Origin of the sequence: Arthrobacter sedimenti (assembly GCF_042652025.1) — a bacterium.
GTDB classification, from domain to species: Bacteria; Actinomycetota; Actinomycetes; order Actinomycetales; family Micrococcaceae; genus Arthrobacter; species Arthrobacter sedimenti.
In genome coordinates, this window is record NZ_JBHSDQ010000002.1 from 363,057 (window position 1) to 388,262 (window position 25,206).

14 protein-coding genes are annotated in these 25,206 nt (G+C 65.7%); 8 read left to right on the top strand and 6 right to left on the bottom strand.

What is annotated here, in order from left to right:
* Positions 1–13: 13 nt before the first annotated feature.
* Positions 14–691, bottom strand: coding sequence for a TetR/AcrR family transcriptional regulator (locus ACFO0G_RS06955; RefSeq protein ID WP_376976883.1), 678 nt, complete (start codon positions 689–691; stop codon positions 14–16).
* Between the two features lie 195 nt (positions 692–886).
* Here ACFO0G_RS06955 and ACFO0G_RS06960 point away from each other — a divergent pair, with 195 nt between their 5' ends.
* Complete coding sequence (locus ACFO0G_RS06960) at positions 887–1,450, top strand: hypothetical protein (RefSeq protein ID WP_376976884.1); 564 nt, start codon at positions 887–889, stop codon at positions 1,448–1,450.
* Positions 1,451–1,532: 82 nt separating this feature from the next.
* On the opposite strand, the gene ACFO0G_RS06965 is transcribed toward ACFO0G_RS06960, so the two are convergent.
* From ACFO0G_RS06965 to ACFO0G_RS06985, 5 genes are all read right to left on the bottom strand, one after another.
* The gene (locus ACFO0G_RS06965; RefSeq protein WP_376976885.1) at positions 1,533–2,969 is read right to left on the bottom strand and encodes a dicarboxylate/amino acid:cation symporter; all 1,437 of its coding nucleotides are present in this window, start codon (positions 2,967–2,969) and stop codon (positions 1,533–1,535) included.
* Between the two features lie 119 nt (positions 2,970–3,088).
* The gene (locus ACFO0G_RS06970) at positions 3,089–3,958 is read right to left on the bottom strand and encodes a phosphatase PAP2 family protein (protein WP_286402945.1); all 870 of its coding nucleotides are present in this window, start codon (positions 3,956–3,958) and stop codon (positions 3,089–3,091) included.
* A gap of 99 nt (positions 3,959–4,057) precedes the next feature.
* On the bottom strand, positions 4,058–5,743 hold the full coding sequence (locus ACFO0G_RS06975; RefSeq protein WP_286402946.1) for a DUF885 domain-containing protein: 1,686 nt from the start codon (positions 5,741–5,743) through the stop codon (positions 4,058–4,060).
* A gap of 114 nt (positions 5,744–5,857) precedes the next feature.
* Complete coding sequence (locus tag ACFO0G_RS06980; RefSeq protein ID WP_286402948.1) at positions 5,858–6,097, bottom strand: acyl-CoA carboxylase subunit epsilon; 240 nt, start codon at positions 6,095–6,097, stop codon at positions 5,858–5,860.
* Positions 6,094–7,677, bottom strand: a complete 1,584-nt coding sequence (locus tag ACFO0G_RS06985; protein WP_286402949.1) for an acyl-CoA carboxylase subunit beta — start codon at positions 7,675–7,677, stop codon at positions 6,094–6,096. Before ACFO0G_RS06985 ends, ACFO0G_RS06980 begins: the two co-directional genes overlap by 4 nt.
* 215 nt (positions 7,678–7,892) lie before the next feature.
* Here ACFO0G_RS06985 and ACFO0G_RS06990 point away from each other — a divergent pair, with 215 nt between their 5' ends.
* The 7 genes from ACFO0G_RS06990 to ACFO0G_RS07020 all read left to right on the top strand — a co-directional run bounded on the left by ACFO0G_RS06990 (position 7,893) and on the right by ACFO0G_RS07020 (position 25,176).
* On the top strand, positions 7,893–8,780 hold the full coding sequence (locus tag ACFO0G_RS06990) for an SDR family oxidoreductase (protein WP_286402950.1): 888 nt from the start codon (positions 7,893–7,895) through the stop codon (positions 8,778–8,780).
* A gap of 41 nt (positions 8,781–8,821) precedes the next feature.
* Positions 8,822–9,730, top strand: a complete 909-nt coding sequence (locus ACFO0G_RS06995; protein WP_286402951.1) for a biotin--[acetyl-CoA-carboxylase] ligase — start codon at positions 8,822–8,824, stop codon at positions 9,728–9,730.
* Positions 9,723–10,322 (top strand): PH domain-containing protein, encoded by a 600-nt coding sequence (locus ACFO0G_RS07000; protein WP_286402953.1) that lies wholly within the window; start codon positions 9,723–9,725, stop codon positions 10,320–10,322. Before ACFO0G_RS06995 ends, ACFO0G_RS07000 begins: the two co-directional genes overlap by 8 nt.
* A complete protein-coding gene (locus tag ACFO0G_RS07005) occupies positions 10,312–11,556 on the top strand; it encodes an adenylate/guanylate cyclase domain-containing protein (protein ID WP_376976886.1) in 1,245 nt (414 codons plus the stop codon). Before ACFO0G_RS07000 ends, ACFO0G_RS07005 begins: the two co-directional genes overlap by 11 nt.
* A 193-nt stretch (positions 11,557–11,749) precedes the next feature.
* Positions 11,750–17,875: an Ig-like domain-containing protein gene (locus ACFO0G_RS07010; RefSeq protein ID WP_465251109.1), complete on the top strand. Its 6,126-nt coding sequence runs from the start codon at positions 11,750–11,752 to the stop codon at positions 17,873–17,875.
* A gap of 148 nt (positions 17,876–18,023) precedes the next feature.
* The gene (locus tag ACFO0G_RS07015) at positions 18,024–24,137 is read left to right on the top strand and encodes an Ig-like domain-containing protein (RefSeq protein ID WP_376976888.1); all 6,114 of its coding nucleotides are present in this window, start codon (positions 18,024–18,026) and stop codon (positions 24,135–24,137) included.
* A 67-nt stretch (positions 24,138–24,204) separates the two neighbouring features.
* Positions 24,205–25,176 (top strand): AAA family ATPase, encoded by a 972-nt coding sequence (locus tag ACFO0G_RS07020; protein WP_286402957.1) that lies wholly within the window; start codon positions 24,205–24,207, stop codon positions 25,174–25,176.
* The last annotated feature ends 30 nt before the right edge of the window (positions 25,177–25,206 follow it).

A 25,206-nucleotide genomic window follows, 5' to 3' on the forward strand; every position in this document is an offset into this window, starting at 1 on the left:
AGGACCGATCTGATCAGGAGGAACGGGTGGCGGATGGGAAAGCGGTGGTGGTGAAGCCGGCGCCCAGCAGGGCCATGGCATCGATGAGCAGTTGGCGGAGTTCGGCCAGGGAGGCGGGCGAGAGGTCCGGCCCGCGCCGGCTGAACCAGACCTCCATGGCAGCCTTGCCGCAGGAGATGATGGAGCCGGACAGGGCGTGGACATACAGCTCGTCCTGGGCGCCGGGGGTGCCGGCGAGGCGTTCGCGGGCAACGGTGAAGACCTGGGCCCGGCAGTGGTCCCACGCCTCGAGTTCCGTGTGGGACATCAGCGGGCTCTGCTGGGTCAGCGTGAACAGTTCGGCGAGCGGGGCGATGGCCTTGGGGTCCGCCAGGGCCATCAGCGCGGCCTGGGCTGACTCCAGCATCGGCTCGTCCGCCGGGCGGAGACGCAGCTGCTGGATGGCGTTGTCCAGGAAGCCATGGACGATGGACGCCAATGCGGCGTCCGTGCTGCCGAAGTAGTTGAAGAAGGTTCGGCGCGAAATGCCCGCGGCGTCGGCGATGTCCTCCACGGTGAAGTTTCCCGGGCCCTGGGAACGAAGGAGTCCCAGTGCAGCGTCCGTTATGGCCTGGCGCGTGGCCGCCTTGTTCAGTTCCCGGCGCGACGGGGTGGCCGGCTCAGCGTCGGGAGAAGGGAGGGTGCTTGTCACGCCTCTTACACTACGTGCAAATTTGCACTGCATGCAACTTCTTCGAACGACCGGAAACGCGGACCCATATGGATTCACAGGAGAACGAAAGGTTCCGAACAGCCCCTCCTGAACCTGGCACGGGACGCTTGGTGTGTCTCGCCAAGAGGCGTTCCACCAGCAGCCGTCACCCGACGGCGAATCAGGAGACAAAAGATGAAACGCACGAAGAAGATGACCCTGGGCCTGTCAGCCGCCGCGCTGGCGCTCGGTGCCGGAATCGGCGTTGCCGGCATGGCCTCAGCCACCACCACGACGCCCACTCCCACGCCCAGCTTGAGTTCCAGCGCTTCGGCTGACGGAAGCACCGGCACTGCCCAGGACGGAATGGGCAGGCACGGCGGCCGCGGCGGACACGGGATGGAACAGGCCTCCACGCTGGCAGCGAAGCTTGGAGTGGACGAATCAAAGGTGGCTGACGCGCTGAAGTCCTTCCGCGATGCCAATAAGCCCAGCACTCCGCCCACCGAGGGCCAGAAGCCGGACCCCGCTGCCCGCGAGGCTGCACTCGCCAAGTCCCTTGCCGCATCGCTGGGCATTGACGAGGCGAAGGTGACGGCGGCTCTCCAGGAGATCCGCAGCGAGGAGCAGTCCGAGCATGCTGCGGCGCTCAAGACCCGCTTGGACAAGGCTGTCACCGACGGAAAGCTGACGCAGGCCGAGGCCGATGCTGTCACCAAGGCCGTGCAGAACGGTGTGATCGGCGGTGGCGGCCGCTGACGCCGGCAGGCTGAGGAGTCCTAAACCTGGAAGCGCGTCCCCGGGAGAGCTCCCGGGGACGCGCTTCTATTTCCAGTGACCGTTATGCCTTTGCATCCTGCAGTTCGCGGGGTGCGGTGTCGGCGGTGGTGCCGTCGGTGGCTTCAGTCGCGGCATCGCTGTCATCCACAAAGGGCGTGCCGTTGCGGGGTGCGTTGTACAGCGACTCGTCCAGGATGCCCTGGCGCTTGGCCACGATGGTGGGGACCAGTGCCTGGCCCGCCACGTTCACGGCGGTGCGGCCCATGTCCAGGATCGGGTCGATGGCGAGCAGGAGTCCGACGCCGGCCAGCGGCAGTCCCAGAGTGGAGAGCGTCAGGGTGAGCATCACCACGGCGCCGGTGGTTCCGGCGGTGGCCGCGGAACCCAGGACCGAGACCAGGGCGATCAGCAGGTACTGGCTGAAGTCCAGGTGGATGCCGAAGAACTGGGCCACGAAGATCGCGGACACTGCGGGGTAGATCGCTGCGCAGCCGTCCATCTTGGTGGTGGCGCCCAGCGGCACGGCGAAGGAAGCGTAGGCGCGGGGGACGCCCAGGCTGCGCTCAGTGACTCGCTGGGTCAGCGGCAGCGTTCCCACGGAGGAGCGGGACACGAAGGCCAGCTGGACGGCGGGCCACACACCCGAGAAGTACTGCTTGATGGACAAGCCGTGGCTGCGCACCAGGATGGGGTAGACCACGAACAGCACCAGGACCAGGCCGGCGTAGATGGCAACCGTGAACTTGCCCAGCGAGCCGATGGTGTCCCAGCCGTAGACGGCCACGGCATTGCCGATGAGGCCGATGGTGCCCAGCGGTGCAATGCGGATGATCCACCACAGCACCTTCTGGATCACGGCGAGGGCTGACGCGTTGAGGTTCAGGAACGGCTCTGCGGCCTTGCCCACCTTGAGGGCTGCAACGCCCACCGCGATGGCGATGACCAGGATCTGCAGGACGTTGAAGCTGATGGAAGTGGTGACGGCGCCGGAATCGCCGACGGTGGAGCTGGCACCGAGGCCGAGGAAGTTCTTGGGGAAGAGTCCCACCAGGAAGGCCCACCAGTCACCGGACTTTCCGGTGTACTTGGCATCGCCGCTGATGCCGGTGTTGGCACCCGGCTGCAGCAGCACGCCAAGCCCCATGCCGATCAGCACGGCGATCAGGGACGTGATGGCGAACCACAGCAGCGTGTTCCATGCCAGCCTGGCCGCGTTCGACACTTGGCGCAGGTTGGAGATGGAGCTGACCACGGCGGTGAAGATCAGCGGAACGACGGCGGTCTGCAGCAGGGACACATAGCTTGAGCCGATGGTCTGCAGTGTGGCGCCGAGCGCGTTCGGGTTGGCCTTGGTGCTGCCGGTGTACTTGGCCAGCAGTCCGAGGCCGAGGCCCACGATAAGGGCGGCGATGATCTGGAAGCCGAACGAGCCCGCCCATTTGGGCAGCTGGAATCCGGTCTTCCCTGCGGGAGATGGGGTGCTTGTCTGAGTGCTCACCAGAACAAGCTAGACCCCCGCTACATATCACGTCGAAAGAATATTGAGAAATATTACGTGCCAGAAATTACCGCCACGGTCCGGAATCTGCGGAAAATGAGGGGCCACAGCGGTCATTGTTACTTATTCCCGGCCTTGGTGTGCTTAATGTCTCGCGCCCCGTGGTGTTTCCTTACCGTCAGATAAAGGCGGTGTGCCGTGATGACGATGGCCAGCCATGCCGCACCGAGCGCCCAGGCGGCCAGGACGTCTGTAAGCCAGTGGTGGCCAAGGAAGACCCGGCTGAGCCCGATGGCAATGGCAAAGAGGGCGGCAACCGACGCTGTGAGGATGCGGGCCCGGTTCGAATCGAGGCGGAGGATGATGAGGTAGGCGACGATGCCCGCGATCACGACAGCGTTCAGTGAGTGTCCACTGGGGAAGGACGGGGAGTGTTCGTAGGGTGGCACGGCATCGCTGAGGTCCGGGCGCGCCCGTCCCACGAGGCGCTTGCCGGCGATCGTCATCAGCAGCGAGCCCAGGCCTGCTGCGGCGATCAGGATGACGGGGGTCCAGGAGCGGCGCCGCAGTGCCAGGGTAAGCATCATGACCACGGCCAGGATTGGCATGCCAACGGTCCCGCCCACGTCAGTAAACGCGGTCACCGCGACATCGAGGGTGGGGGTGCGAAGGCTCTCGCTGGCCGCCAACACCGGATGGTCAAGTCCCGCCACCCCGTCGGCGGCGGTCACTGCCTGGTACACCTCGCCGAAGGCGGCGGCCATGACGGCGGAAATCACGGCCCCCGCCAGCAGGGTCAGGATCAGGGCACCATAAGGGCCCAGCACCTGGCTGATGTGGTGGACCAATCCCGCGAGGCTCCGGCCTGCTCGGCTGTCCCAGCGGGTGAGGTCCTTTGCCCCTACCGCAGTGTCCTGGTGGAGTTCGCCCCGCACTCCCGTCCCCGCCGGTGTCCCTTGGTAGTCGGTCAATGTGGTCTCCCTGATCATTCGGCATATGCTCCCCACAACAATTTAGTAAGCAAGCTTATTGATTGCTGTGGGCAGTGTCCACCAAACGAGGGGCAGGACCCTGGCCGGAAAGTGGGTCTAGGTGAGCAACGCCCGCCGCAGGGTATCGAGTCCAACAGAGCCGATGTTGAGGGCCTTGGTGTGGAACGCCTTGAGGTCGAACCCGGGCCGTGATTCCAGTTCGGCGCGGATCTGCTCCCAGAGGCGCTGGCCTACCTTGTAGGAGGGGGCCTGGCCGGGCCAGCCGAGGTAGCGGGTGAACTCGAAGTTGAGCTGCCCTTCGCTGATGGGGAGGTTTTCCTTGAGGAAGCCGTACCCCTTGTCAGCAGTCCAGGTACCGGAGCCCCAGCGTTCGGGCATTTCCAATTCGAGGTGCACGCCGATGTCGAAGACCACGCGGGCTGCCCGCATGCGCTGCATGTCCAGCATGCCCATGTGGTCGCCGGGGTCTTTCAGGTAGCCCAGTTCCTGCATGAGCTTCTCGGCGTAGAGTGCCCAGCCTTCGCCGTGCCCTGAGGTCCAGCAGACGTTGCGGCGCCACTTGTTCAGCAGTTCCCGGCGGTAGGTGGCGGTGGCCACCTGGAGGTGGTGGCCGGGGACGCCTTCGTGGTAGACGGTGGTGGTTTCGGCCCAGGTGGTGAAGGTGTCTTCGCCGGCGGGCACGGACCACCACATGCGGCCGGGGCGGCTGAAGTCGGCGGAGGGGCCCGTGTAGTAGATGCCTCCTTCATCGGTGGGGGCGATCCTGCACTCGAGCTTCTTCATGACGTCCGGGATGTCGAAGTGCACGCCGGCGAGTTCGGCTACTGCCTTGTCGGAGAGGCCCTGCATCCATTCCCGCAGCGCCTCGGTGCCCTTCAGCTGGCGCGCGGGATCGTTGTTGAGGATTTCCTTGGCTTCGGCGATCGTGGCGCCTGCCTTGATGGTGGCTGCCACCTGTTCCTGCTCGGCGATGAGGCGGTCGAGTTCCTGCACCCCCCATGCATAGGTTTCCTCGAGGTCCACTTCGGCGCCCAGGAAAGACCGGGAAGCCAGGGCGTAGCGGGCCCTGCCCACGGCGTCCTTCTCGGGCGCGGCGGGGAGCAGCTCGGTGCGCAGGAATTCCGCCAGACCGGCGTAGGCACTCCGGGCAGCGTCGGCACCGGCGTCGAGCTTGTTTTGCAGCGCCGCGGGCAATGGCCCGGCGGAGGTGGAGGCCCCCGCCGCCAGCTTGGCGAAGAAGCCGTCTTCGGCGGCGTATTTGGTCACCTGTTCCATGACGATCCGCACCTGGCGCGCCGCGGCCACCTTCCCGGCGTCCTTCGCCAGGCGCAGGGATTCGGTGTACCCGCTGATGGCTGCCGGGACATTGTGGGCGCGCCCGGCGATGTGTTCCCAGTCCTGCTCGGTGTCGGTGGGCATGAGGTCGAAGATGGCCCTGATGTCCTGGGCGGGCGAGGCGATGTTGTTCAGTTCCGCGTACTCCCACCCGGAGGCATGGATCAGCAACTGCAGGCCCAGCCGCTCCCGCATCGCATCGAGGGTGACGGCGTCCACGTCGTCCTCAGGCTCCAGGCCGTCCAGTGCCGCGAGGGCGTCCCGTGCCGCCTCTGCGAAACCGGCGATGCCGGCGGGGGAGAAGTCCTGGTATTCCGTCTCATGTCCGGGCAGGCCAAGGGTGGTGGCAAACGTCGGGTTGAGCCTGATCAGGGTGTCTGTGTAGTTGTCCGCGACGGCATCGATCCGGGTGTGCGGGCGGGCTGCGGAAGAGGTGTCTGTAGTCACACCCCCGAGCCTAACGGGGCAACGTGGGCAACGTCAGCATGCCCCGCGGGTGTATGGGCCCACTCCGCCGAGGGTCCCTGGCCGAGCGAAGCGAGGTTAGGGAGGGGGTGGGGACTACGCCCCGCCGTGGCTGCGTTTCCAAGCGCCCGGGCCCGGCGTGGGCGCGAGCCGCAGCTGCTGCCGCCGCACCCAGTGCCGCACGCTGGGCGTCTTGGCCGGTGCAGGGCTTTCCCCGCCCAGGGAAAGCACGACGGCGGTCAGCGCGGCCAGTTCCTCGGCGTTCGGCTGTCCTTTGACAACAGAGAGCAGCGGAGCGGTCGGCAGGTTTTCCTCAGCGGGGCCGGTGGGGATCACAGCGGGATGTTCCCGTGCTTCTTGGCGGGGAGGCTGGCCCGTTTATCGCGCAGCGCCCGCAATGCCTTGATGATTTGGATGCGGGTGTCCGAGGGGGCGATGACCGCGTCCACGTAGCCCAGTTCGGCAGCCTGGTAGGGGTTGAGGAGTTCTTCCTCGTACTGCCGGATCACCTCTGCGCGGCGGGCCTCAACGTCGCCGCCGTCCTGGGCGACTGCCGCGAGGTCGCGCCGGTACAGGATGTTCACTGCGCCCTGCGCACCCATGACACCAATCTGCGCCGTGGGCCAGGCCAGGTTCAGGTCTGCGCCGAGCTTCTTGGAGCCCATGACGATGTAGGCGCCGCCGTAGGCCTTTCGGGTGATGACGGTCAGTTTGGGGACGGTGGCCTCGGCGTAGGCGTAGAGAAGCTTGGCGCCGCGGCGGATGATGCCCTGGAACTCCTGGTCCTTGCCGGGAAGGAACCCGGGAACGTCCACCAGGGTGATGATGGGGATGTTGAAGGCGTCGCAGTGGCGCACGAAGCGGGCGGCCTTTTCTGATGCGGCGATGTCCAGGGTGCCGGCGAACTGCAGCGGCTGGTTGGCCACGATGCCAACAGTGTGCCCCTCCACCCGGCCGTACCCGATCATCACGTTGGGGGCGTACAGCGCCTGCATCTCCAGGAAGTGGCCATCGTCCACGATCTGTTCCACCACGGCGCGCATGTCGTAGGGCTGGTTGGCCGAGTCCGGGACCAGCGCGTCCAGGGCGAGGTCGTCGTCGTCGATCTCCAACTCCTGCTGGTGCCCCATTACGGGTGCCTCGGAGAGGTTGTTGGAGGGAAGGAAGTCCAGCAGTTCGCGCACGAACTCGATGGCGTCGGTTTCGTCCGAGGCCAGATAGGTGGACGTTCCGGTGGTGGCGTTGTGCTGCCGGGCGCCGCCCAGTGTTTCCATGTCAACGTCCTCGCCGGTGACGGTCTTGATGACGTCCGGGCCGGTGATGAACATATGCGAGGTCTTGTCCACCATCACCACATAATCCGTGAGGGCGGGGGAGTAGGCCGCACCGCCGGCGGAGGGGCCCATGATGAGGGAGATCTGCGGTACCACGCCGCTGGCATGGACGTTGTTCCGGAAGATGTCCGCGAACATGGCCAGCGAGGCCACGCCTTCCTGGATGCGGGCGCCGCCGCCGTCGAGGATTCCGACGACGGGGCAACCATTCCGGAGCGCGAACTCCTGGACCTTGACGATCTTTTCGCCGTTCACCTGGCTCAGCGATCCACCATAGACGGTGAAGTCCTGGCTGTAGACGGCAACGAGCCGTCCATCCACGGTGCCGTAGCCGGAGACCAGGCCGTCGCCCAGCGGCTTCTTCTTTTCCATGCCAAAGGCGGTGGAGCGGTGGACCGCCAGGGCGTCGAACTCAACGAACGAGTCCTCGTCCAGCAGCAGCGCAATCCGCTCGCGGGCAGTGTTCTTGCCCCGGGCATGCTGCTTTTCAATGGCTTCGGGGCCGGAGGGCTGTTCGGCGCGCGCCTGGCGGTCGCGGAAATCGGCAATCTTTCCCGCTGTCGTTGTCAGATCGTGGCTCATCAAGTGTCTCCGGCTCTGTAGCAGGTCAATTCCGTTGGCTGGCGCGTCAGGCTGTGCGGTGCTTTAAGTAGCATCCACACAAAAGACGAACCCTGCTGGCAAGTCTAGTGACGCTTTGGGCGCCCACAGCTGTAGGGAACCTACAATTTTCTGAGGATCCAACAACCACTCAACAATGTTACTAGCCGGTAACTTAGTTGGGCTACAGTGGTCCCATGACCTCAAGCGACGATGCTTTGCATGCTCCCGACAGCCCATACCGGGCGGCAGGTTCCCTGGCCGGACGGACCATCCTGATCTCCGGCGGCAGCCGCGGAATCGGGCTCGCCATTGCTAAAAGGGCGGCCCGCGACGGCGCCAACATCGTCCTCCTGGCCAAGACGGGGGAGCCCCATCCCAAGCTGGAGGGCACCGTCTACACCGCTGCCGAGGAACTGGTGGCGGCGGGCGGACAGGCGCTGCCCCTGGTAGGGGACGTGCGCAGGGATGAAGACGTGGCCGGTGCCGTGGATGCGGCGCTGGAGCGGTTTGGCGGCATCGACGTCGTCATCAACAATGCCTCAGCCATCGACCTGTCCACCACTGACACCGTCGACATGAAAAAGTACGACCTGATGCAGGACATCAACGTCCGCGGCACCTTCCTGCTGTCAAAGCTGGCTCTGCCGGCGCTCCGTGCCTCGGAACAGGGCCACATCCTCACCCTCTCACCGCCGCTGAACCTGCACCCCTCCTGGGCGGGGAAGCACCTTGCGTACACCATGGCCAAATACGGGATGAGCCTGACTACGCTGGGCCTGGCCGAGGAGCTGAAGGCGGACGGGATCCGGGTCAACTCCCTGTGGCCGTGCACCCTGATCGATACCGCGGCCATCCGCAACATGCCCCACGGCGAAACCATGGTCATGGCCGCGCGCGGCCCGCAGATCATGGCCGACGCCGCCCACGCCGTCCTGACCGGAGCCAACCTTGGTGCCGGTGCCCCGCCGTCGGGCAACTTCTACACGGACGAGCAGGTCCTTGCCGCTGCAGGCGTGACGGACTTCCGCCCCTACACCCTTGGAGCGCCCGAGGACCAGTTGGTTCGGGACATCTTCCTGTAACGACGCCACCGGCGCGGTACTGCGCTCGGTAGGATTTAGGTATGGACGACGCACACGCACCGGGCACCCCCTTGAACCGAGGGGACCTGGCAGACCAGCGTTTCCTGTCCGCCACCGGGATACCCCGGATCGACGTGGTTGACTCAACCGGCTCCACCAACGCGGACCTCCTGCGCGGTGCCACGGTGGATCCGGCGGACTGGCCTGACCTCTCCGTCCTGACTGCCGAGTATCAGACTGCAGCCAGGGGCCGGCTGGAACGGCACTGGGAAGCTCCGCCGCTGAGTTCGGTGTCCGTCTCGGTGGTCCTGCGCCCGGTCAACGCGGACGGACGGCCGTTGCCTACCCAGAGCTACTCCTGGCTCTCCCTGATCGCAGCCCTCGCGCTGCGCGAGACCCTCCTGGAAACCGCCGGCATCCCGGCCGAGCTCAAATGGCCTAATGACGTCTTGGTGCGCGGCAGGAAGATCGCCGGCATCCTGGCGCAGCTTGGACCGATGGCGGACGGCAACGTGCCCCCCGTCATTCTGGGCACGGGCCTGAACGTCACCCTGCGCGAAAGCGAACTGCCCGTTCCCACCGCTACCTCCGTGGGCCTCGAAGGTGGCCGCACCACCGACCGCACCGCGCTGCTGAAGAGCTACCTGTCCCACTTTGCGGTCCTGTACCGCAGTTTCTGCAATGCCGACGGCGACCCCACAGCAGGCTTGGCGGGCGGGCCGTCCCTGCACAAGAGGGTGGAGGCCGTCATGGTCACGCTGGGCAAGCAGGTGCGCGCCCAGCTTCCCGGCGACCACGAGATCATCGGACATGCCTCCCGGCTGGACGACTACGGCTCGCTGCTGGTGCTGGACCGCGACGGGCGCGAGCACGTGGTGACTGCCGGGGACGTGGTGCACCTGCGGCCATGGACAGCGCCGGATGCACCGGACCAAGGCGGTTATGCGTAAAACCCTCGTTCCCGGGGAGCAGGTCATCGTCACAACCCGCCCGCAGCCCAGGAGGCTGGCCGGGGCTGCCGTGGCCTTCGTACTGGCCCCGGCGCTGGCCGCCTATGCCAGCGCCTGGATTACCCGCGGCGGCGCCGCGCGCCTGGCCCCCGCGCTCGGCCGCCAGTGGACGCCGTGGCTCGTCACCGCCTGTGTCCTCGCGGCCGCAGCGGTATGGCTGGGCTACTGCCTGCCCAGGCTGCTCCGCTGGCAGGGCACGCGCTACACGCTGACGAGCCAGCGGATGGTGGCCCGGTACGGTCTGCTGAACCGGCGGGACCAGCAGGTGAACCTCGCTGCCGTCCGTAATCTGACGGTCCACGAATCCGTGCCGCAGCGACTGGTGCGCTCCGGGAATATATCCTTGGAAACCGGGTACCAGGGCGTGGTGACCTTTCGCGACGTGCCTGAGGTTGCAAGGTTCCGCGACTTTATCCTCGATGCCATCGGGGAATTGCCGGATGAAAGCGGAGCCCAGCCGGGCGGCGCGACGTATTACCCCGCCGGTGCGTTTCCGGAGGATATGAGAGAAGGTGGACGGGATGACCGATGAGGACCAGCAGGAACGCGTCGACAGCATCGCACCCGGCACCGCCGCCTTTGATCCTGCCGCTTTTGAATCCGCCGCCTATCAGCCTGCCGCTTCTGATTTTCGCGCCGGCTCCTCCGCCGACCCGTCGGAAGCCGGGCCCGCCCTCGATCCGGTCATGCCCGCCGTCGACCGGCACCCGCCCACCGGCGCCATGTCCGCCGAACGCCTGGCCATGAAGGCACTCGAGTCGCGCCTGCTGGGCGGGGAACGCAAGCTCCGCCGTCGTGAAGTTGCCGCCGGCGCGGGCCTCTCCCTGCTCTCCGCCCGCAAACTCTGGCGCGCCCTGGGTTTCCCGAACTTCGGCGACGAGGACGTTGCCTTCACCGAGCGCGACCAGGCAGCCCTGTCCACCGTGGTGGACCTGGTCCGCGCCGGCAAGCTCACGGAGGAGGCAGCCATTTCGGTCACCCGTTCGATCGGGCAGATGACCGACCGGATGGTGGTCTGGCAGATCGAGGCCCTGGTGGAGGACATGGTCCACGAACAGGGCGTTACGGATGCGGTGGCCCGCAAGCGGCTGGTCAACGAGCTCCCGGCGCTGGTGGACGCGCTCGAGGAAGTCCTGGTCTACTCCTGGCGGCGCCAGCTCAATGCCGGCGTCCAGCGGCTCGCCGTCCGCGCCGAGGCCGGCCTGCAGGCGAGCGAAGAAGGCCGGGAAGGCGACGAGGACGACGCGCCGCTGCCCCTGGCCCGCGCCGTGGGCTTCGCGGACCTGGTTTCCTACACCAGCCTGTCCCGCCGGATGAACGAAAAAACGCTCGCACGGCTGGTCCAGCGCTTCGAGAACAAGTGCGCCGAGATCATCTCCGTGGGCGGCGGACGGCTGGTCAAGACCGTGGGCGACGAAGTCCTCTATATCGCTGAAACCCCTGCGGCCGGCGCCGAGATCTCCCTGGCACTCGCCGAGGCCTTCACCGAGGACGAGATCCTCCCGGAAGCCCGGGTGGCCATGGTCTGGGGCAGGATCCTGTCGCGCCTTGGTGACATCTACGGACCCACCGTCAACCTCGCAGCACGCCTGACCACCCTCGCCGATCCCGGCACCGTCCTGGTGGACTCCATGACCGCCTCTGCACTGGAGCACGACGAGCGGTTCGTGCTGATCCCGCAGGACCCCGAAAACGTCCGCGGGTTCGGCGAGATCAACCCGGTACGCCTTACCCGCGGCCGCGGCAAGGGCCTGGTGCTGGACTAGGCCATGGTGAATCCGCTGTTTGCGGTGTTGCCGGTGTCCTTGTAACCATTTATCCACTTGTTGGGGAATTAGCGGTACTGTTGTGCTGCCCGGCTTCCACGGAAGCCGGAATCCGGCTGTGAGCCTGAAATCTGGGGAGATTCAACGAATGAAACGTCGGGGACAAACGCGCGCCCAAAGCACTGTTACCGGCATGCCCAAGCGCCGGTTTTCGCGCCCGCGGTGGTTCCCGGGTACTGCGTTTGGTGCTGTGGTGGCTGTGGTGGTGACGGGTGCTGTGTTGTATCCGGGGTTTAAGACCACTGAGGTGGAGTTGAATGACGGTGGCGTGTGGGTGGTGTCGAAGTCGAAGAATGCTGTGGGGCGGTTGAATTATCCGTCGCGGGTGTTGGATGGTGCGGTGACTCCGGCGTCGACGACGTTTGATGTGTTGCAGCATGCCGGTGAGGTGTTTGTTGATGATGAGACTGGTTCGACGTTGAATCAGGTGTCGCCGGCGAATATGCGTCTTGGTGGGGATAAGCAGTTGCCGGGGGCGGCGGATGTGAGTTTTGGTGCGCGGACGATTTCGGTGACGGATGCGGCGTCGGGGAAGGTGTGGGCGGTGTCGCCGTCCACGGTGAATGGTTTTGACAAGGAAGCGTCGGAGCCGGTGATGGTGGGCTCGGCGGGGATTGTGTCGGCTGTTGGTTCTGATGACCGGATTTATTCTGCGGATCCGAAGACCGGGGCGGTGACGGTGACGGGGGTGGATGCTGATGGTGCGGTGACGTCCTCGGAGTCCAGTGTTTGGGATGGGCTTAAGGGTGCCGGGGATTTGCAGATGACGGTGGTGGGGGACCGGCCGGTGGTGTTGGATGCTGCGGCGGGGAACCTGTTTTTGCCCGGCGGTAAGAAGTTGGCGTTGGAGGACGCGCGGGAGGCGAAGCTTCAGCAGGCGGGGCCGGGTAGTGATGTTGTGGCGGTGGCGACGCGGAAGGCGTTGTTGGAGCAGCCGTTGGATGGCGGTACGGCGAAGACGGTGGGCTTTGATGGTGAGGGTGTGCCTGCTGCGCCGGTGCAGTTGGGTGGGTGTGTGCATGCGGCGTGGTCGGGTGCGAACAAGTATGTGCGGGATTGCACCAATGATGGGGACGATAAGAAGGTGGACGTGCCCAAGGCGAGTGCGTCGCCGTCGTATGTTTTTCGGGTGAACCGGGACCTGGTGGTCCTGAACGATGTGAACTCCGGGAATGTGTGGTTGGTGAACCAGAACATGCAGCTGGTCAACAACTGGGACGACGTCATCCCGCCCAAGGAAACCTCCGACGACGCCGACAAGGACTCCGCCGACGAAGTCCAGCAGACCGTCCTGCCGGACCGCACCAAGCCCAACAATGCCCCGGTGGCCAAACCGGACCAGTTCGGCATCCGCGCTGGAAAGACAACCATCCTGCCCGTGCTGGACAACGACTCCGACCCCGACGGCGACGTCCTCACCGTTCGTACCCCCGAAGGGGTCAAGTCCGGTGCCGTGTCACCCATTTACGGGTCCACGGGACTGCAGATCGCCGTGCCCGCAGACAAGACAGGCAGCGAGACCTTCAAGTACACGGTGGACGACGGCCGCGGCCTCTCCGCCTCGGCGGACATCACCCTCAACATCGTTCCGCCCGGCACCAACACCCCGCCGCGGCAAAAGCCCAACCGGAACACCACGTTGGTGGTCCAAACAGCCAAAGCCGTGGCGCAAAACATCCTTCCGGACTGGATGGACCCCGACGGCGACGACCTGTTCGCCGTGTCCGTGACCAGCAGCGACCCCCTGGACCAGGCCCGCATCCGGCCCGACGGCCAGCTGACCTTCCAGGATTCCGGCTCCGGTCCCGGCCGGAAGGTCCTGACCGTGTCGGTCTCGGACGGACAATCCACTGCCGAGGGCAAGGTCACCGTGGACGTCAGGAGCCCTGGCGCCCTGCCGCCCGTTGCCAACGCCGACCATGTGGTGGCAGTTGCCGGTACCGACACGGTGATCACCCCGTTGAAGAACGATTCCGATCCCCAGGGCGGGACTTTGCGGCTTGCCCAGGCCAGTCCCGACGCTGAATCCTCTGCCACCCTCAACCCGGACCAGCAGACCTTCACGTTCAACTCCCGCACGATCGGGGCGCACTACGTCACCTACCTGGCGACCAACGGCCCCGCCAGTGCCCAGCAGCTGGTACGCGTGGACGTGGTGCCGGGCACCGATGAGGGAGCGCCCGTTGCCGTCCGCGATACGGCGCTGCTGCCCACCGGCGGCGACGTCCTGGTGGACGTCCTTGGCAACGACTCCGACCCCTCGGGCGGCGTCCTGGTGGTGCAGTCCGTGACGGCCGACGCCGGGCTGCCGGTGAGTGTCGCGGTGCTCGACCACTCCGTAGTGAGGATCACCGACCTCCGCGCAGAAGGCCAATTGACTGTCCGCTACACCGTTTCCAACGGCCGCTCCTCCGCTACCGGAGAGATCTCGGTGCTGATGGTTCCCGCGCCGGCCAAGCTCCAGGCACCCCAGGCAAAGCCGGACGAAGCCACGGTCCGGGTAAACGACGTCGTCAGCATCCCTGTCCTGGCCAACGACACAGATCCCAACGGCTCCAAACTCACACTCCTGCCCGATCTTGCCCAGCAGCCGGACGCCGCTGACGGCCGCATGTTCGTGGCAGGCGACCAGCTCCGGTTCATCGCCGGACCCGAGGCTAAGACCGTCTACGCCATCTACAAGGTGCAAAACGCGTCCGGCCAGGTGGACTCCCAGCAGGTCACCATCCGCATCCGGGCCCGCGACGACGACCGGAACACCCGGCCCGAGCCCCGTAACCTGACCGCCCGGGTGGTGGCTGGGATGACAGTCAAGGTACCGGTGCCCCTGGACGGCATCGACGCCGACGGCGACTCCGTCCAGCTCATCGGCATCGACAAGGCGCCCGCCATGGGAACAGCCGTGGTCCGGGACGGCTACCTGGAATTCACCGCCGCGGGAGATGCCGCAGGCACCGACAGCTTTACCTACCGCGTCCGCGACCGGATCGGCGCCGAGAACACCGGCACCGTCATTGTGGGCATCGCCCCGCCGGAAGCCAACAACCAAAAACCCATCGCCGTGGACGACGCCGTCGACGTTCGGCCCGGCCGCAAAGTGGCCGTGGAGGCCGTGGCCAACGATTCAGACCCCGACGGCGATCCCCTCAGCCTGGTTTCCGACGGGTTCGAGGCCGCACCCGAACTGCAGGTCGAGGCCACGGACGGAGCCAAGGTACTCTTCACCGCACCCGCGGCCGCAGGCAATGAAAGCATCAGCTATCGCATCCAGGACGACAAGAAGGCCTCCGCCAGTGCCGTGATCCGGATCCGCACCAGCCCTGACGCGGAGCTCAAACGTCCCGTGGCCAAGGATGACCGGGTGACGGTTGCCGAAACCCTTGGCAAGACCGCAGTGGATGTCCCCGTCCTGAAGAACGACTCCGATGCCGACGGCGTGGCCGCAGACCTCAACATCAGCCTGCCCGACGGCAACCCCAATGCCCGCGTGGGCGGCTCCGGCAACGTCGTGGTGACGCTGACCCCGGAGGACCAGCTCATTCCCTACACGGTGACCGACGTTGACGGCCTGACCTCCACGGCCCTCATGTGGATCCCCGGCCAGGGCGCGCAGTACCCCACCCTGGCCAAAACGGAGCCGGTGGAAGTCATGTCCGGCAAGGACATCACCCTGGACCTCGCCGAATACGTCCGGGTCCGCAACGGCCGTACCGCCAGGGTCACTGTGGCTGATTCCGTCCGGGTCCAGGGCGGTTCACCGGAGGGCGTCATCCAGTCCGACGGCAAGGCCCTGCGCTACACCGCGAAACCCGATTATGTGGGCCCCGGCTCCATCACCTTCGAAGTGACGGACGGCTCCGGACCGGACGACGGCGACGGCCTGAAAGCCACGCTGGTGATCATCACCAAGGTGATCCCGGACCCCAACGCCAACCACCCGCCCACCTTCAGTGGCACCTCCGTGGATGTCCCGAAAGCCGAAACGGCAACGATTGATCTTGCCGGACTGGCCAAGGACGTGGACGAAAGGGACAAAGACAACCTCCGCTTCGAACTGGACGGAACGCTTCCCGCCGGGTTCAACGCAAAGGTCGACGGCGCCACGCTCGCCATTACTGCCGACGGTTCCCTTGGCATCGGCGTCACCGGAAACATCCAGGTGAAGGTCACCGACGGCAGGTCACCCGCAGTGGGCGCCACGATCACGGCCCGCCATGTCGCCTCCAACCGGCCCCTGCCGGTGGCCAACGATGACGTGGTGGACAAAGCCAACGCCGGCAAGACGGAACAGGTGAATGTCCTGGCCAACGACTTCAATCCGTTCGCGGACACACCCCTGCGGATCGTTGGCGCCACCGTGGAGACGGGGGCCGCGGCCGGGCAGCCGGCGGTAGCAGGAGACAGCATCAGTGTTACCCCGGCTGACGGATACAAGGGCGTCATGGTGGTCCGCTACACAATCGCCGACAAGACGGGCGACCTGTCCCGCCAGGTCGACGGACGCCTGCGGCTCACCGTCCGCGGCAAACCCGACGCACCATCGGCGCCCAGCGCCACCGACGTCCGCAGCCGCACCGCCGTGCTCAAGTGGGCGCCGCCCTCGGACAACGGCGCCCCGATCACCGGGTACACCGTCCGTTCGAACAACGGCTTCGAACAGAAGTGCCCCACCACCACCTGCACGTTAAGCGGGCTCACCAACAATGTGAAGTACGTGTTCACGGTCCTGGCCACCAATGAAGTGGGGGACTCGCAGGCTTCACCGCAGTCCAACGAGATCCGGCCCGACGAAAAACCTTCGCCGCCTGAGGCGCCCACGGTCAAAGCCGGCGACAAGACCATGGCGGTCACCTGGCCCGCGGCCAAGTCCGAGGGCTCGCCGGTGAAACACTACAACCTGGAGATTTCCCCACCGCCGGCCAGTGGAGTTGCGGTCAAGAACGAGGTCGCCGGGCTGAACTACACCTGGACCGGCCTCACCAACGGCGTGAAGTACAAGGTGCGCGCGCAGGCTGTCAACGAGCTCGGCCCCTCCGACTGGGGGACCTATTCGGCCGAAGACAACCCGGCCGGCGTTCCGGCGGCACCTGCCGCCCCGTCATCCGCCGTCGCATCATCCGTGGGCACCCAGAACCAGCTCAGGGTGTCATGGGCAGAACCCAACACCAACGGCGACCCCATCAGCACCTACTACGTCACCATGAGCGGCGGCAACGCCGCGGACCAGACGCAGGCTGTCCCGGGCAACGTCCGGACTGCCAACTTCACCGCCAATAACTCCGAGGCCGCCTATACCTTTACGGTGCAGGCGGAGAACAAGGCCGGCAAGGGAGCGGTCAGTCCGCCCTCGGCACCCCGCCGTGCCACCGGCAAGCTGTCTCCGGTCTCCGGTGTCACGGCCACGCCGGCGAACACCGGGGGAGCGGGCCGCGCCGTGACGGTGGACTTCCGCAGGCTGACCGCGGCGGAACGCAACGGCTCCGCCGAGAACGAAGTCAGCTACACGTACAACGCCAGCAACGGCGCCCGTGGGCCCATCACACCCGGGCAGATCATCAGCGGCTTCAGCAACGGCACCCCCGTCAGCATCACCGTGATCGCCAACTCCACGGTGGCGCCGAGCTCGGACAGCAGTGCACCCGCCACCACCACGCCCTACGGATCCCCGGGCACGCCCTCGGCTTCCGGGCAGGACGGAGCTGTCAACCAGAAGTCGGCCACCCTCAACTGGTCCTCACCGTCCACCAGCACCAACGATGTGGCGCAGACCAAGATCAGGATCAACAACGGCGGGTGGGAGAGCGTTGCCCCCTCCGGCAGCAGGACTGTCAACACGGCAAACTTCGGGGACACCGTCACCATCGCCGTCCAGACCTTCAACTCCATGGGTACCGGCAGCGCAGTGGTCACGGCCAGCGCCAACGCGGGCAAGCAGGGGCTCTGGGAAACCAGGATCAAGACTTCCGACCCCAACTTCGTCCGGAGCTGTACGTTCACACTGGGCGGGTCCAACTACCGGCCAAGTCCCTACTTCGACTGTGATGGAGTCAACGCTGACAGCCCGCCGTGGTTCTACAAGGCGGACCAGGACCGCATCATGGTGGCGTGCTACATCGACCAGAGCGATAACTGGTCCGGCAACGGCATAGTCCGCTGGTGGCGCGTGGAATCGGGATCGGCCCGCAACGTCGGCCGGTACGTCATCGCCGGCCACACCACGCTTGCGGACCCTGCATCGCTGGGAGCACCGCATTGCTGACACCGGAAGTTCCGGCAGCCTGCGGGCAGTTGTCCCCATCGCAGGGCTTGCAGGGGTTCGGTAGGCTTGCCGCGGGGAAAGAAAGCCTGCTGCCTGTCCTGCGAACAGGCCGCCATCTGGCTACACAATCTGAGGGAAAAGTAACGCTGTGACAACTCTGCTGGGGAAGCTTGGGCTGAAAAAGCGACATAGGAAACTCGTCACCGGTACTGCGTTTGGTGCTGTGGTGGCTGTGGTGGTGACGGGTGCTGTGTTGTATCCGGGGTTTAAGACCACTGAGGTGGAGTTGAATGACGGTGGCGTGTGGGTGGTGTCGAAGTCGAAGAATGCTGTGGGGCGGTTGAATTATCCGTCGCGGGTGTTGGATGGTGCGGTGACTCCGGCGTCGACGACGTTTGATGTGTTGCAGCATGCCGGTGAGGTGTTTGTTGATGATGAGACTGGTTCGACGTTGAATCAGGTGTCGCCGGCGAATATGCGTCTTGGTGGGGATAAGCAGTTGCCGGGGGCGGCGGATGTGAGTTTTGGTGCGCGGACGATTTCGGTGACGGATGCGGCGTCGGGGAAGGTGTGGGCGGTGTCGCCGTCCACGGTGAATGGTTTTGACAAGGAAGCGTCGGAGCCGGTGATGGTGGGCTCGGCGGGGATTGTGTCGGCTGTTGGTTCTGATGACCGGATTTATTCTGCGGATCCGAAGACCGGGGCGGTGACGGTGACGGGGGTGGATGCTGATGGTGCGGTGACGTCCTCGGAGTCCAGTGTTTGGGATGGGCTTAAGGGTGCCGGGGATTTGCAGATGACGGTGGTGGGGGACCGGCCGGTGGTGTTGGATGCTGCGGCGGGGAACCTGTTTTTGCCCGGCGGTAAGAAGTTGGCGTTGGAGGACGCGCGGGAGGCGAAGCTTCAGCAGGCGGGGCCGGGTAGTGATGTTGTGGCGGTGGCGACGCGGAAGGCGTTGTTGGAGCAGCCGTTGGATGGCGGTACGGCGAAGACGGTGGGCTTTGATGGTGAGGGTGTGCCTGCTGCGCCGGTGCAGTTGGGTGGGTGTGTGCATGCGGCGTGGTCGGGTGCGAACAAGTATGTGCGGGATTGCACCAATGATGGGGACGATAAGAAGGTGGACGTGCCCAAGGCGAGTGCGTCGCCGTCGTATGTTTTTCGGGTGAACCGGGACCTGGTGGTCCTCAATGATGTGAACTCCGGGAATGTGTGGTTGGTGAACCAGAACATGCAGCTGGTCAACAACTGGGACGACGTTGTTCCGCCCAAAAACCAGTCCGATGACCAGGACCAGGAATCCGCGGACAACAACACCATCAATGTCCTGCCGGACCGCACCAAGCCCAACCGGCCGCCGGAAACCAAGCCGGACGCCGTCGGTGTCCGCCCTGGCCGCACCACTATCCTGAGTGTTCTGGACAATGACTCCGACCCCGACGGTGACGTACTCACGGCTGCCGTGGCGCCGGAGGCTGCACCCAAGGCCGGCAACCTTGAGAGCATCTACGGCGGGACGGCGTTCCAGATCACCGTTCCCGCAGACGCAAAACCGGGCACGGAGACCTTCAACTACAGTGCCTCCGACGGCCGTGGCCTGTCCGCCACCGGCCAGGTCGCCTTAACGGTGGTGGGACCGGACGAGAACAAGCCGCCTAAGTTCAAGCGCGGCGAGGACACCACCATGCTGGTGGAACAGGGCAAGACCGTCAGCCAGAACATCCTCACCGACTGGATCGACCCCGACGGCGACGACCTGGTCCTGCTTGACGCGAAGGCCGACAACGACCAGGACCAGGTCAAGGTCCGGCGCGACGGGCTCCTCACTTTCCAGGACTCCGGCGCCACGGCGGGCAAGAAGAATGTCCAGGTGACCATCTGGGACGGCCGCGCCACGGTTACCGGCAAGGTTGTGGTCAACGTCCAGCCGCCCGGAGCCCTGGCACCGGTGGTCAACGCCGACCACGTCACCGCCGTTGTGGGCCAGGACCTGGTGATCTCGCCCCTGAAGAACGACGTCGACCCCAACGGAGGTGCCCTCCGGCTTGCCCAGGTGGAAGCCAACGGGCCGGCCGAACTTGGCCCCGTGACTGACGGCGGCACTTTTACCTTCCGCAGCAGCACCCCCGGCCCGGTCTACTTGACCTACATTGCCAGCAACGGACCGCAAAGCAGCCAGGGACTCATCCGCGTGGACGTGGAGTCCGGCAACGACGGCGGTGATCCGGTGGCGGTGCACGACGTTGCCCTGATGCCCACCGGCGGAAGCGTGCTGCTGGACCCGCTGGCGAACGACTCCGACCCCTCCGGCGGAGTCCTGGTGCTGCAGTCCGTCAAGCTTCCGGACAACGCCACCGTATCCGTCAGTGTGATCAACCACAGCGTCCTGCGGATCACCGACATTCTGGGGACCAAGGACCCCATCCTGTTCGAGTACACCATGTCCAACGGAAAGAAGTCGGCCACCGGCAGCGTCTCCGTGGTGCCGGTCCCGGCCCCCGCCGTCGTGGAAGCCCCGCAGCCCAAGCCCGACGAAGTGAACGTCCGCGTCAATGACGTGGTCACCATTCCGGTCCTGGACAATGACACCCACCCGCAGGGCCAGGAACTGACCGTTGACCCGGTCCTGCCGCAGGCCGTTGATCCCGCCGACGGCAAGAGCTTCGTCTCCGAAAACACGCTCCGCTTTATTGCCGGCAGCCAGCCCAAGACCGTCCGGGCCATCTATAACGCGGTGGACCCGCAGGGGCAGAAAAGCGCCGCCGCGGTAACAATCCACATCCTTCCGCTCGAAGGCGCGGAGAACTCCCGGCCCCAGCCGCGCAACCTCACCGCGCGCGTGGTGGCGGCCGGCACCGTCAGGATTCCCGTGCCCCTGGACGGCATCGACCCCGACGGCGACTCCGTTCAGTTGACAGGCATCGACAGCACCCCTGCCATGGGCACCGCCACCGTTGGCAGCAACTTCATCGACTTCACGGCTGCGGGGGACGGTGCAGGTACTGACACGTTCCGCTACAAAGTGGTGGACCGGCAGGGCGCGACAAATACAGGCACCGTGACGGTGGGCATCGCGCCGCGTGGTGAGATCAACCAGAAGCCGACACCTGTGGACGATGAAGTCCGGGTCCGGCCCGGGCGTCAGATCGCCGTTGACGCCATCGCCAACGACACGGATCCCGACGGCGACCGCATCCGCATCCTCACCGACGGCATCGAGGCCGATCCGGCCCTGCAGGCCACCGTGAGCAAGAACAGCGGCCGCATCATCCTTCTGGCACCGAACGAGGCCGGGACCGTCAACGTCCGTTACACCGTCGCCGACGACCGCGATGCAACGGCCCAGGCCACCATCCGCCTGGTGGTTGACAACGACGTGCCGCTGAAGGCCCCGATTGCCCGCGACGACAGGGTGACCTCGGCCCAGGCCATGGGCAAGACCGCCGTGGACGTGCCGGTCCTCAAGAACGATGAGGATCCCGATGGCGTCGGCGAGAACCTGAAGATCAGCACCGAGGCCGCCACTGCCCGCCCGGGCGGCAACGGCAACGTGCTGGTGGACCTCACCGAACAGCCGCAGCTCATCCCGTACACCGTGGAAGACGTGGACGGCCAGCAGTCCACCGCCATTATCTGGGTGCCCGGCCTGGGGCAGCAGGTCCCGACCCTGGCCAAGGACGAGGTCCTCGAAGTGGTGGCCGGCCAGTCTGTCGACGTCGACCTCAAGGAATGGGTCAAGGTGCGTGAAGGCAGGTCACCCAGGTTGACCCAAGCGGACCGGATCAAGCTCATTGGAGCCGACGGCGGCGACCCCATCATCAGGGACGGTGCCGGGCTCAAGTATTCCGCAGGTGCCGACTATGTTGGCCCTGGATCGCTCACCTTCGAAGTGACCGACGGCTCAGGACCCGACGATCCTGCCGGCCTGAAGTCGACCCTCAGCATCCGCACCAAGGTCCTGCCGGACCCCAACAAGAACAACCCGCCGGAACTGCTGGGCGCCAACGTGGATGTTCCCAAGGGTGACTCGGCCAGCACCGACCTCGGCAAGCTCACCTCAGATCCCGACCAGGACGACGTCGAGAAGATGAAGTACCAGCTGGTAGGGGACTCCCCGGGAGGCTTCAACGCACGCATCGAAGGCCAGACGTTGAAGGTTTCGGCTGCGGATTCCACCGCCACCGGCACCCGGGCTGCCGTCCAGGTCAAGGCGACGGACCCGCGCGGGCTTGAAGCGACGGCGACGTACCAGCTTGCCGTGACGGCTTCCAACCGGCCCAAGCCCGTGGCCAACGACGACGTCGAGCCGAACGCTGCGGCAGGAAAGCCCGTCACCATCAACGTCCTGGCAAACGACGCCAACCCGTTCCCGGAAACCCCGCTGAAGATCATCGCTGCGAACACCGAGACCGGCAGCGGCAATGTGGGGGTCAACGGTGATTCGATCACCGTTACCCCGGCGCCGGGCTTCACCGGAACCCTGGTGGTTGCGTACACGGTGGAGGACAAGACACAAGACAGCTCCCGGCATGCCACGGCCCGGGTCCGGCTCACCGTCAAGGACAAGCCTACGGCTCCCACCACGCCGCAGGCCCAGAGCGTAGGGGACCAAACCGCACTGCTCAACTGGTCCGCTCCCGCCGACCGCGGTTCAGCCATTACCAAGTACACCGTGTACGGGGAGGCAGGCTTCCGGCAGGACTGCCCTGCCAATACCTGCACCTTGAACGGCCTGACGAACAACACGACGTACCACTTCCAGGTGACGGCCACCAACGAGTTCGGTGAGTCTGACCGTTCCCCGGCGTCGGCGGATGTCCGTCCGGACGTGAAGCCGGATACGCCTCTTGCGCCGTCGCTGAAGTTCGGTGACAAGCAACTGACGGTCGCCTGGGCCGCTCCGGCCAGCAAGGGCTCGCCGGTGAAGTCCTACGACCTGGAGATCTCGCCTGCTCCTGCGGGCCAGAACGCCCAGATCCAAGGGCTGACGTCGGTCAACTACGTGTGGAAGGGCCTGCAGAACGGCGTGTCCTACAAGGTGCGGGTCCTGGCCCGGAACGACGCCAAGGATCCGTCCGAGTGGAGTCCCTATTCGGCGGCCGAAGTTCCCGCCGGCGTGCCCGCAACACCGGCAGCGCCGAGCGTGGCACAGGCCACGCCCGTTGGTTCGCAGAGCCAGCTGCGAGTGGTGTGGTCGGCACCCAATAACAACGGTGACGCCGTCTCCGCCTACACGCTGACCACGCTTCGGGGCGGAGCCGCCGTTGCAACCCAGCAGGTTTCCGGGACGTCGCAGAACGTCACGGTGGATAACTCGGAGTCCAGCTACACCTTCACCGTTTCGGCCACCAACAAGGCGGGCACCAGCGGCACCAGCGCGCCGTCGGCTGCAACGCGTGCGGTGGGCAAACCCGGAACGGTGGCAGCGCCCTCGGCCTCCCTGGTGGACACCAACGGCAACGGCGGCAAGATCGACGTCCGGTTTACGCCACTGACGGACGCCCAGCGGAACGGCTCGGCGACCAGCGAAATTACCTATCGTTACAGCCTGACCTCCGGTGGGGGCTCCGGCTCCATCCCCGCCGGTGGCGGCGTGGTGGCGGCAGCCAACGGCACGCAAACATCGGTGGTGGTGTGGGCGGTTTCATCCCGCAGCACTTCCGCCGGTGACGCCAGTGCGCCATCGAACGCCGTCAACCCGTATGGCCTGGCCTTTGCCCCGAATGTCACCGGCAGCAAGAGCAGCGGGGTGGGTGACCAGACGGTCTCCTGGACCTGGAACCAGCCGGACGGCAACGGGCGCGCTGTTACCGGATACCAGATCAGCCTGGACAACGGCGCATGGCAGGACACCACACAGCGCAGCTTCTCCAAGAGCGTTGGCTTCAGCCAGACGCACAAGCTGGAGGTACGCGCCGTCAGCGCCGGACAGCCGGGACGCATCGGCAGCGATACGTCCAGCAGCGGTGCCGCACCGCCGCCTCCGGGACCCAAGCTGTGGAACGTCACGGTCCGGGTCAACAGCTGCCTTGAGGAAGCCAAGGGCAGCGGAGACCACTGGTCCAGCGGAACCTGCACGTCCTACATGATGCCGCAGGGCTCCAACCTTGGACTCGAGTGCTACCGCGATGGATGGGGCTCAAGCCGCTGGTACTACATCTACGAACGGAACGGCAGCCGGTGGACCAATCAGTACCGGTTCATCAGGGCTGACACCATCACCGGCTCAACTGCCGGAATGGGCTCCTGCCCGGCGAGCTACTAAGACCGCGGCAACCCGGTCTTCACAACAACACGACAAACCAGCCACAACCAGAGGAAGAACAACTTTCATGACCATGACCATCGAGCAGGCCGAGTGGTTTGCCGACACATTCGAAAAGCTGGTTGCCAACGTGGGGCAGGCGGTGTTGGGCAAGGAACACGTCATCCGGCTGACCTTCACCGCGATGCTGGCCGAGGGCCACGTCCTGTTCGAGGATGCGCCGGGCACCGGCAAGACCTCCCTGGCCCGCGCCCTCGCAGCCACCGTCCAGGGCTCCAACAACCGCATCCAGTTCACCCCCGACCTGCTGCCGTCGGACGTGACCGGTGTGACCATCTACGACCAGAAGACGCAGAAGTTCGAGTTCCACAAGGGCCCGATCTTCAACAACATCGTCCTGGCCGATGAAATCAACCGTGCGTCGCCCAAGACGCAGTCGGCCCTCCTCGAAGTCATGGAAGAATCCCGGGTCACCGTGGACGGCGTCACCTACTCCGCGGGCCGCCCGTTCATGGTCATGGCCACCCAGAACCCCATCGAGCAGGCCGGCACGTACCGCCTGCCCGAAGCCCAGCTGGACCGCTTCCTGATCAAGACGTCCATTGGCTACCCGGACCACGCGTCCACCGTCCGGCTCCTGGGCGGCAGCAACCTGAAGGACCGCTCCAAGGAACTGTCCGCCGTCATCACCACCCAGGCCGTGGCAGACATGGCGGACCTTGCGGCAACCGCGCACATCGACACCGCGGTGCTGGAGTACATCTCCCGCCTGTGCGAAGAAACCCGCAACGCCCCCGAAACCCGGCTCGGTGTCTCCGTGCGCGGCGCCCTTGCCATGGTGCGGGCCGCCAAGGTGTGGGCCGCCTCGCAGGGACGCAACTTCGTCCTGCCGGATGACATCAAGGAACTGGCCTCCGTGGTGTGGACCCACCGGTTCGTGATGGATCCCGAGGCCGAGTTCTCCGGTGCCACCGCTGAGGCTGTCCTGACCAGGATCCTCACCGACGTCGCCGCACCACAGCAGCGCACCAACGCCTGACCGGACCGGCTGCAGCCTGGCGCTGCAGCC